This is a genomic window from Amycolatopsis sp. SID8362, from assembly GCF_010550475.1.
Classification (GTDB): Bacteria; Actinomycetota; Actinomycetes; order Mycobacteriales; family Pseudonocardiaceae; genus Amycolatopsis; species Amycolatopsis eburnea.
This window is the reverse complement of record NZ_JAAGNB010000247.1, coordinates 1-9,560: the sequence shown is the minus strand read 5'-3', so window position 1 is coordinate 9,560 and position 9,560 is coordinate 1. Positions and strand designations below refer to the sequence as shown.

The window sequence follows — 9,560 nt, the reverse complement described above, 5'->3', positions numbered from 1 at the left end:
TGAGGATCGCCGGCCGGATGCCGCGGGCCAGCTCCCGCAGCTCGGTGATCGCCGTCTGCAGCTCGTCGACCGAGCCGCTGAGCAGGGCGCGCACCTCCGGCGGCAGGCTGCCGCCGTAGCGGCGGCCGGTCAGCCGCAGCAGCAGCACGACGCTCACCAGCCGCTGCTGGGCGCCGTCGTGCAGGTCGCGTTCGAGGCGGCGGCGCTCCTCGTCCCCGGCCTCGACCAGCCGCGCCCGCGACGCGCGCACCTCGGCCAATCGGTGCTCCAGCTCCGCCGTGAGCCGCTGGTTGTCGAGCACCAGCCCGGCCGCGGCGTTGAGCGCGTCGATCGACCGGCTGTCCTTCCAGACCTCGTCGTCCTGCACCAGCGCGGCCAGCCCGGTGCCGTCGCGCTCCAGCAGCAGCCGGATCATCTCGGCGTTGCCGACGCGGGCACGCAGCACGCCGGCCAGGAACGCCAGCGGCCACAGGCAGAACAGGATCCGGTACGCCTGCAGGAGTGGGTGGGACAGCGGGTGCCCGTCGCCGAGCGCCGTGCCCGCCCCCGACGTGAGCGCGCCCAGCAGGGCGATGGTGATCACCGGCGAGAGCAGCCGCCGCTGCGGCAGCCGCCCGGTCAGCCAGCGGTAGAGCAGCACGACGACCACGCCGGCGCTGATCGCCGTGGCGGCGAGCTCGAGCGCGCGGTCGGCGAACGCGCCGCCGTCCGGGCCGGGCCGGATCGCCAGCAGGTCGCGCGGGTCGTCGTCGGCCAGGAGCCCGACCACGCCCGAGCCGAGCACCACCAGGTACGCCGCGGCCACCAGCAGCCGTTCCCAGCGCGAGCGCAGCCTGCCGTGCGGGAACGCGAGCACGAGGTGCGCGATCACCGGGCTGGATGCGGCGCGCAGCGGCACGGCGATCGTGTACAGCACCGGGTTCCCCGCGAACTGGAGGTCTTCGAGGAACAGCGCGACGCCGGCGAACGCGATGAGCACGCCGATCGGGTTGGCCGGGCGCCGGACGTGCGCGACCGCGCCCGCGAGCAGGAAGAGGAAACCGGTCGCGGTGCTGAGCGCGGTGTCGAGCGCGGGATGACCGCCGTCGGCCGCCTTCAGCGTCAGCGCGGTGACCCCGAGGGCCAGGCCGGCGACGAGCAGGCCGGTCATCACGAGCGTCCGCGGGTGCTGCGCCACGCCCACCCCTCCCGGTGTGCTCCCGGACACGCAAACCGTCATTCGCCCGTTCGGGCTCTCGCGTTACACCGGGCGGCGGCGCCTTAGGGTGAACCCGGGGCGAACGAAAGGGCAGGAAATGAGCGGACGTGGTCTGGACGCCGAGGTCTTCGGCGGGCGGATGCCCGCCGGCGGCGGCGACCTGGCGATCGAAACCCACGGTATCGCGCCGGTCCCGGAGGGCAACCGGTTCGGCCGCCCGTGGCGGCTGTTCAGCGTGTGGTTCGCGCCCAACCTGACGATGACGGCGGTGTTCACCGGCACCCTCGCCGCGTCGCTCGGCCTGGGGTTCTGGACCGGGCTGGCCGCGATGCTCGCCGGCACCGTGCTCGGCTCGCTGCCGGTCGCCTACCTGTCCACCTGGGGCCCGCGCACCGGTACCGGCCAGCTGCCCCTGGCGCGGCTGCCGTTCGGTGGCGGTGTCGTCCTGCCCGGCTTGGTGCAGTGGCTCGGCTCGATCGCCTGGGACGCGCTGGTCGGGCTGTTCGGCGGCGAAGCGCTGGCCGAGCTGACCGGGCTGCCGTTCTGGGCGGCGGTGCTGATCGTGCTGGTGCTGCAGTGCGCGCTCGGCGTGTTCGGCTACGCGCTGATCCACCGCGTCCAGGCGGTGATGAGCGTGCTGCTGGTGCTCGCGTTCGCCGCGCTCGCCGTGAAAGTCCTTTCCGGACACCCGATCGCGACGGCGGACACGGCTTCGGGCGCGGACCTCGCGGGCGGCGTCGTCCTGTTCACGACGATCACGTTGTCGCTGGCGATCTCCTGGGCGCCGTACGCGTCGGACTTCAGCCGCTACCTGCCCGCGTCGACGTCGTCGCGCAGCGTTTTCTGGGCCACCCTGTCCGGCCTCGTCGTGTCGTACGCGATCGGCGAAGGCCTCGGGCTCGCGCTGGGGTCGTCGCTGGGCGACCAGACGGCGTCGGGCGTCGCGAAGCTGCTCGGCGGCGGGTTCCTGGGCGCGCTGGCGCTGGCGGTGATCGCGCTGGCGGCGGTGTCGTCGAACGCGATGAACGACTACAGCGGATCGCTGGCCCTGCAGACGGTCGGCGTCCGGCTGCGGCGCCCGGTGTCGGCGGTGGTCGTGACGGTGCTGGCGTTCGCGCTGATCCTCTGGATGCACAGCGGCGACCTGTCCGCGAAGTTCGAGAACGTGCTGCTGTTCGTCAGCTACTGGATCCCCCCGTTCCTCGGCGTGGTCGTGCCGGACTGGCTCGCGCGCACCCGCGGCGGGCGGCGCGTCGACGTCCTGGCGTCGGTGTCCGTGCGGCCGTGGGCGGCGGTGGTGGCGTTCGTGCTCGGTTTCGGCGCGGCGGTGCCGTTCATGAACACGTCCCTCTACACCGGACCGGTCGCGGCGGCGCTGCACGGCGCGGATCTCGCCTACTACGTCGGGTTCGTCGTTTCGCTGGCAGCGTACTTCCCGCTGCGGCGCCGGGTTGACCTCAAGTAATGTAGAGGTTTCACGATGGTGTGGTACCCCTCGGAGGAGGAACCATGCCAACCGCACTCGTGACCGGCGCGTCCGCCGGTCTGGGCCGCGCCCTCGCGGCGGCCCTGGTGAGTCGCCAGTGGACGGTCGTCGGCGACGGCCGCGACGCGACCGCGTTGTCCGCTGCCGCAAGGGAAATCGGCTTCACGGCCGTCCCCGGCGACGTCGCCGACCCGGCGCACCGCGCTCAGCTGGCCGACGCCTGCCCGTCGCTCGACCTGCTCGTCAACAACGCGAGTTCGCTGGGTGTCAGCCCGCTGCCGTCCCTTGCCCGTTATCCCTTGGCGGAACTGGAAAACGTCTACCGCGTCAACGTTTTCGCGCCGCTGGCGCTGACGCAGCTGCTCCTGCCCGCCCTGGCGGCGTCGCGTGGAACGATCATCGACATCAGCTCGGACGCGGCCGTCGAGCCGTACGAGGGCTGGGGCGGGTACGGCTCGGCGAAGGCCGCGCTCGACCAGCTCACGGCCGTGCTCGGCGCGGAGAACCCGGACCTCGCGGTGTACGCGGTCGACCCGGGCGACCTGCGCACGGCGATGCACCAGCGCGCGTTCCCGGGCGAGGACATCTCGGACCGGCCGCTGCCGTCGTCGGTGGTGCCGGGGTTCTTGCGGCTGCTCGACGAGCGCCCGCCGAGCGGCCGCTACCGCGCGGCGGACCTCATGGTGACCGCATGAACATCCGCTTCGACCTGCCCGCGGAGTTGTCCGCTTCGGCACCACCCGAGGCCCGGGGTCTGGCACGCGACGAGGTCCGCCTGCTGGTCGCTTCGCCGTCAGGTGTCCACCACACGGTGTTCTCCTCGCTGGGCGCGCACCTGCGGCCCGGCGACCTGCTGGTGGTGAACACGTCGGGCACGCTGCCGGCGGCCGTGGACGCGGTTCGGTCCGGCCACCCGGTGGTCGTCCACTTCGCGTCACCCCTGGACGACGGCGGCTGGGTCGTGGAGCTGCGCGCGCCCGGCGGCCCGCTGCTCGACGGCCGTCCGGGCGAGGTCCTGGAGCTGCCCGGCGGCGCGTCCCTGACGTTGCGCTCCCCGGTGACCGAGCGGCTGTGGCGGGCGTCGGTGGCGGTGGAGGGCCCGGTGCCCGGCTTCCTCGCCGCGGCGGGCCGCCCGATCCGCTACGGGTACGTGCCGCGCGCGTGGCCGCTGTCGGACTACCAGACGGTGTTCGCGCGCGAACCCGGCAGCGCGGAGATGCCCTCGGCGGCCCGCCCGTTCACGACCGGGCTGGTGACGCGCCTGGTGACCGACGGCGTGCTGTTCGCGCCGCTGCTGCTGCACACCGGGGTGTCGTCGCCGGAGGCGGACGAGCCACCCCAGCCGGAACGCTTCCGCGTCCCGGCCACGACGGCGGCCCTGGTCTCGTGGGTCCGCTCTCGCGGCGGCCGCGTGATCGCGGTCGGCACGACGGCGGCCCGCGCCCTGGAGTCGGCGTTCTCGGATGGCGAGGTCCGTGCGGCCGAGGGGTGGACGGACCTGGTGCTGGGCCCGGACCACCCGGCCCGCGTGGTGGACGGCATCGTGACGGGGTTGCACGCCCCGGAGGCGTCCCACCTGCTGCTCCTGGAGGCGGTGGCTGGCCGCGAACGCGTCCAGCGCGCTTACGACGCCGCGGTGGAGCGGCGGTACCTGTGGCATGAGTTCGGGGACGTGTCCCTCCTGCTGCGCCGCTGACCCAAGCGCCCCAATGTGGCCTTCGGTGCGTCTGACGCACCGAAGGCCGCCTTGGGTGCGTCTGACGCAACCAAGGCCGCCTTGGGGCGCTACTGGGCCTGCACCCGTCGCGAGCGCAGGAGGCCTGCCACCGCCACCACCGCGATGCCCAGCCCGAGCCCGCTCACGATCGACGCCACCAGGCTCGCCGTCGCCGTGGCCAGGCCGAACGCGCCGCCGATGTAGACCGGGATGCAGATCGCCACCGGGCCCCACACGCGCAGTGAGAAGGCGCGGTCCGAAGCCAGCCACAGCACCAGCGCGACGGCCGCGCCCGTCGCGACCGGGATCGCCCAGACGACCAGGCTCGTCACCGCGTCCATGCCGAGTGACCGGAGCCACTCGAAGGACGCCTGGCCCAGCCCGATGAACAGCACGACCAGCGCCACTCGGACGCCGGCGACCCCGTGGCCCCGTCGGTGTGCGGTGCTCGTCATCTCTTCCTCCCGGATCGGTCGTCACCAATACCACGTCCGGGTGATGCCGGTGGTTGCCCGCGGCGCCGGGTTTCTCCGAAACGGCCTTCTTCCCGGATGCCGGGAAGGCCACGCGGAGGCTCGCGCCCGGCCGGTTCACCCCGCATGCTCTGGCGGCACCACGTTCTACCTGGTCGAACGGTCCGCACTAGGGGCACGTGCCGCCGATGTCAAGGAATCTCACGAGATTTCCCGGGATGCGGATGGCTATGCGCCCCAGTGGGTGACCGTGCGAACCTCGCCCCGAACACCGATCCCGAAAGGCGACACCGACGTGCGCACCCACCGCAAAACCCGCTTCCTGGCCTCGGCGCTGGCCGCCCTGACCGTCGTGGGCGTGCTCGCCGGCTGTTCACGCGCGGACAGCGGCACCGCGCCGGCCGCCAACCAGGGCGCCGCCGGGGAGGTCCGGGTCGGGTTCTTCCCGAACGTCACCCACGCGCCCGCGCTGATCGGCGCCAAGAAGGACTTCTTCAAGAACGAGCTCGGCTCGACCAAGCTCACCACCCAGACGTTCAACGCGGGCCCCGAAGAGGTCAACGCGCTGCTCGGCGGCTCCCTCGACGTGGCCTTCCTCGGCTCCGGCCCGGCGATCAACGCCTTCACCAAGTCCAAGGGCGCCATCCAGCTGGTCTCCGGCGCCGTCTCGGGCGGCGCGCAGCTGGTCGTCAAGCCGGACATCACCAGCGTGGACCAGCTCAAGGGCAAGAACATCGCCACGCCGCAGCTGGCCAACACCCAGGACGTCGCGCTCAAGAAGTTCCTGGCCGACAAGAAGCTGACCGACCAGGTCAAGATCACCAACCTCGACAACCCGAAGACGCTCGACGCCTTCAAGAAGGGCGAGGTCGACGGGGGCTGGCTGCCGGAGCCGTGGGCGTCCCGGCTGGTCCTCGACGCCGGCGCGAAGGTGCTCGTCGACGAGAAGACGCTGTGGCCCGGCGGCCGCTTCCCGACCACCGTCGTGATCGTGCGCAGCGAGTTCCTGCAGCAGCACCCGGACACCGTCCGCGCGCTGCTCAAGGGCGAGCTGGCCGCGATCGACTGGGCCAAGGCCAACCCGGCCGAGGCGAAGACGGTGGTCAACGGCGCCCTCAAGGAACTGGCCGGCAGTACCCTGAGCGCGGCGGTCCTGGACCGCGCGTTCTCCGGCATCGAGCTGACCACCGACCCCATCGCCGCCGAATTCCCGCAGCTCGCGCAGGACTCGGTGACGGCAGGCGTGGTGAAGACGGCGGTGGCGCTCAAGGGCTTCGCCGACTTCGGCCCGCTCAACGAGGTGCTGAAGGCCAAGAACCTGCCCGCCGTCGAAGCTTCCGAACTGACCAAGTGAACATCCGGAGAGGCAGCCAGCGATGACCACGACCCTCCCCAGCGGCCGGGCCCGGTTCACCGGCACGACCGCCGTGCGACTCGACGGCGTGCGCAAGACGTTCGGCCCGGCCGGGCGCGCGGTCGTCGCGCTCGACGGCGTCGACCTGACGGTCGCGCCCGGCGAGTTCGTCTGCCTGCTGGGCGCGTCCGGGTGCGGCAAGAGCACGCTGCTGAACCTCGTCGCGGGCCTGGACGCGCCGTCGGCCGGGGAGATCACGCTGAACACGTCGCGGCCCGCGGTCATGTTCCAGGAAGCCGCGCTGATGCCGTGGCTGACCGCGACCCGCAACGTGGAGCTGCCGCTGCGGCTGGCCGGGTTCGGCCGGGCCGAGCGCCGCGAAAAGGCCGCCGAGCTGCTGGAACTGGTCCGGCTGACCGACGCGGCCAACAAGCGGCCGCACGAGCTGTCCGGCGGCATGCGCCAGCGCGTCGCACTGGCTCGCGCACTGGCCGCGACCCTGCGCGTCGGCGGCGACCCGGAGCAGTCGCTGCTGCTGATGGACGAGCCGTTCGCCGCGCTCGACGCCATCACCCGCGACTGCCTCCAGGGCGAGCTGCTCCGCGTCTACCGCAGCACGAACACGTCGGTGCTGTTCGTGACGCACGACGTGCGCGAAGCGGTCCGGCTCGGGCAGCGGGTCGTGCTCCTGTCGTCGCGGCCCGGCCGGGTCGTGCGCGAGTGGACGGACGTCCCGCTGGCCGACGCCGAGGAGCTGACCGAGGAAATCACGGGCCACCTGCGCGAGGTGATCAGCACCCATGCCGCAGCTTGACCGGTCGGAGGTCGAGGACCTCGAAGCCGTCGGCTCCGGCCTCGACGCCCTCGACGCCCCGGTGGGGGAGCGCCGTCCGAGCTTCTGGAAGCGCTTCGCCTGGGGATTCCTGCCCCCGCTGGGCGCGCTGGTGCTGCTGGTCGTCGTCTGGCAGATCCTCTGGGCCGCGGCCTTCTGGCCGGAGTCCCAGCTGCCGGCGCCACTGGCGGTGTGGGACGAGTTCTGGAGCAACGTCGTCGACGGCAAGGTCTTCGGCTTCGTCTGGACGTCGGTCCACCGCGCGGCGCTCGGCTTCCTCGCGGGCGTGCTGATCGGCACCCCGCTGGGCCTGGTGGTGGCGAAGGTCCGCGTCGTCCGCGCGGCGATCGGCCCGCTGCTGACGGGCCTGCAGAGCCTCCCCTCGGTGGCCTGGGTCCCGGCGGCGATCCTGTGGTTCGGCATCAACGACGCGGCGATCTACTTCGTCGTCCTGCTGGGCTCGGTCCCGTCCATCGCGAACGGCCTGGTGTCCGGTATCGACCAGATCCCCCCGATCCTGCCCCGGGTCGGCCAGGTGATGGGCGCGAACCGCCTGTCCTCGGCCCGTCACATCCTGCTGCCGGCGGCCCTGCCGGGCTTCCTCGCGGGGCTGAAGCAGGGCTGGGCGTTCTCGTGGCGCTCGCTGATGGCGGCGGAGCTGATCGCGCTGTCGCCGCAGCTGGGCATCGGGCTGGGCGCGTACCTGAACCAGGGGTCTTCGTTCAACAGCATGGAGACGGTGATCGCGGCGATCTTCCTGATCCTGCTGGTCGGGGTGGGGATCGAGCTGATCGTGTTCCGGCCGCTGGAACGCGCGGTGCTGCGGGCCCGAGGACTGACCGCTTCGCTCTGAAAGTTTCTTCGTCCGGGTGTCTCCTTCGCAGGGGGCTCCCCGGCGAAGGAGTTGAGGTCTGTGATCGCGGTCCTGGTGGTGGCGTTCGCGGCGAGTTCGGTCTGGTACACGGCGTTCGGCGGGCTCTGGGCCCGCCTCGGCCCGCTGCGGCGCCCGGCCATCGGTGTGGCGCGCCGGCGCCGAGTACGGCCGCACACTCGTCCTGGTGGTGGCGTTCGCGGCTCGGTCGGCGTCTGCGGGTGCCGGTTTCCGTCGGGCCGGCACTGCTGTTGTGGGCCGGCTTCCCGGTGGTGATCCTGAGCGGCTCGGTGCTGCACGAGCGCGTTCCGTTCTGGTCGGCGGCCCGACACGCGGGCGACCGGCCGAAAACGAGCGCGGGAGACCAGGAACGATGCGGGGGCCGCGTTCGTTGACGGTACCTACGGCGCCGTAAGTTACGGTTCCGTAGGTCACGCCCCCGATCCCCGGAAGGACGCGCGCATGGCCGTTCCCGAGAGCACCGCACTCATGTACGAGCTCGAGGGGACGGTCGAGGAGAACCTCAACCGTCACCTCGCCGCCGCCCAGGAATGGATGCCGCACGAGTACGTGCCGTGGAGCGAGGGGCGGAACTTCGCCGACCTCGGCGGCGACGCGTGGGACCCGGAGCAGTCGCGGGTCTCGCCCATCGCGCGGACCGCGCTCGAGGTCAACCTGCTCACCGAGGACAACCTGCCCAGCTACCACCGCGAGATCGAGCGCGCGTTCGGCCGCGACGGCGCCTGGGGCACCTGGGTGCACCGGTGGACGGCCGAGGAGGGCCGGCACGGCATCTGCATCCGGGACTACCTGCTCGTCACCCGTGCGGTCGACCCCGTCGAGCTCGAGCGGATGCGCATGGAGACCATGCAGGCCGGCTACGAGACCGGGGACAAGCCGCTGCTGCGCGTCTGCGCCTACGTCTCGTTCCAGGAGCTCGCGACCCGCCTTTCGCACCGCAACACCGGCCGCTACACGCAGGACCCGCTGGCCGAGAAGCTGCTCGCCCGCGTCTCCACCGACGAGAACCTGCACATGGTCTTCTACCGGAACCTGGTGAAGGCGGCGTTCGAGATCTCGCCGGACGCGATGATGCGCGCGATCACCGACGAGGTCCTCGACTTCGCGATGCCCGGCGCGGTCATCCCGAGCTTCGCCCGCAAGGCCGCGCTGATCGCCAAGGCCGGCATCTACGACCTGCGCATCCACCACGACGACGTCGTCATGCCGCTGCTGCGGTACTGGAAGGTGTTCGACCGGGAAGGCTTCGGGGAGGTCGGCGAGACCGCGCGCGAGGAGCTCGCCACGTTCATCAAGGCCCTGGACACGCAGGCCGCGCGCTTCGAGGAGCGCCGGGACGCCGCGGCCGCCCGGGCCGCCGCCCGCGGGCTCCCGCCCCTCTGAAGCCCGGCGCAAGTCGTCGTGAGTGTTCAGGGCGGTTAGAACCGCCCTGAACACTCACGACCAGCCGCGGCAGACCCTGCGAGACAGGACCCGGACGTGGCGAAGGCCGCCCCGGAGAAATCCGAGGCGGCCTTCGCGAACCCTCTGGCTCAGCGCCCGCTACGCCGCGACCCCGCCCGGGTGCCGGACGAGAACGCCGCCGCACCGCCGGAGCGCCTCGGCGCC

At 72.3% G+C, this 9,560-nt stretch carries 9 protein-coding genes; 7 read left to right on the top strand and 2 right to left on the bottom strand.

The features are described 5' to 3' along the window. On the bottom strand, positions 1–1,150 hold a 1,150-nt coding region (locus G3I65_RS08545; RefSeq protein WP_166639827.1), incomplete at its 3' end, for a histidine kinase. 145 nt (positions 1,151–1,295) lie between these two features. Here G3I65_RS08545 and G3I65_RS08540 point away from each other — a divergent pair. The 3 genes from G3I65_RS08540 to G3I65_RS08530 are packed head-to-tail and all read left to right on the top strand — an operon-like array spanning position 1,296 to position 4,380. Continuing rightward, positions 1,296–2,663, top strand: a complete 1,368-nt coding sequence (locus tag G3I65_RS08540; protein ID WP_160695611.1) for a cytosine permease — start codon at positions 1,296–1,298, stop codon at positions 2,661–2,663. Positions 2,664–2,707: 44 nt separating this feature from the next. Further along, positions 2,708–3,379, top strand: coding sequence for an SDR family oxidoreductase (locus G3I65_RS08535; RefSeq protein WP_166639825.1), 672 nt, complete (start codon positions 2,708–2,710; stop codon positions 3,377–3,379). Then, positions 3,376–4,380 (top strand): S-adenosylmethionine:tRNA ribosyltransferase-isomerase, encoded by a 1,005-nt coding sequence (locus G3I65_RS08530; protein ID WP_160695609.1) that lies wholly within the window; start codon positions 3,376–3,378, stop codon positions 4,378–4,380. The genes G3I65_RS08535 and G3I65_RS08530 overlap by 4 nt, the downstream gene beginning before the upstream one ends. A gap of 89 nt (positions 4,381–4,469) precedes the next feature. Here the strand turns inward: G3I65_RS08530 and G3I65_RS08525 are convergent, their stop codons facing one another. Then, the gene (locus tag G3I65_RS08525; protein ID WP_160695608.1) at positions 4,470–4,856 is read right to left on the bottom strand and encodes a hypothetical protein; all 387 of its coding nucleotides are present in this window, start codon (positions 4,854–4,856) and stop codon (positions 4,470–4,472) included. A 313-nt stretch (positions 4,857–5,169) separates the two neighbouring features. Between G3I65_RS08525 and G3I65_RS08520 the strand changes: the two genes are divergently transcribed. The 4 genes from G3I65_RS08520 to G3I65_RS08505 all read left to right on the top strand — a co-directional run bounded on the left by G3I65_RS08520 (position 5,170) and on the right by G3I65_RS08505 (position 9,335). Further along, entirely contained in the window at positions 5,170–6,228 is a 1,059-nt protein-coding gene (locus G3I65_RS08520; protein WP_160695607.1) for an ABC transporter substrate-binding protein, read from the top strand. 22 nt (positions 6,229–6,250) lie between these two features. Continuing rightward, the gene (locus G3I65_RS08515) at positions 6,251–7,042 is read left to right on the top strand and encodes an ABC transporter ATP-binding protein (protein ID WP_160695606.1); all 792 of its coding nucleotides are present in this window, start codon (positions 6,251–6,253) and stop codon (positions 7,040–7,042) included. Further along, positions 7,029–7,913, top strand: coding sequence for an ABC transporter permease (locus G3I65_RS08510; RefSeq protein ID WP_160695605.1), 885 nt, complete (start codon positions 7,029–7,031; stop codon positions 7,911–7,913). The genes G3I65_RS08515 and G3I65_RS08510 overlap by 14 nt, the downstream gene beginning before the upstream one ends. Positions 7,914–8,393: 480 nt before the next feature. After that, a complete protein-coding gene (locus tag G3I65_RS08505; RefSeq protein ID WP_160695604.1) occupies positions 8,394–9,335 on the top strand; it encodes an acyl-ACP desaturase in 942 nt (313 codons plus the stop codon). Positions 9,336–9,560 lie beyond the last annotated feature (225 nt).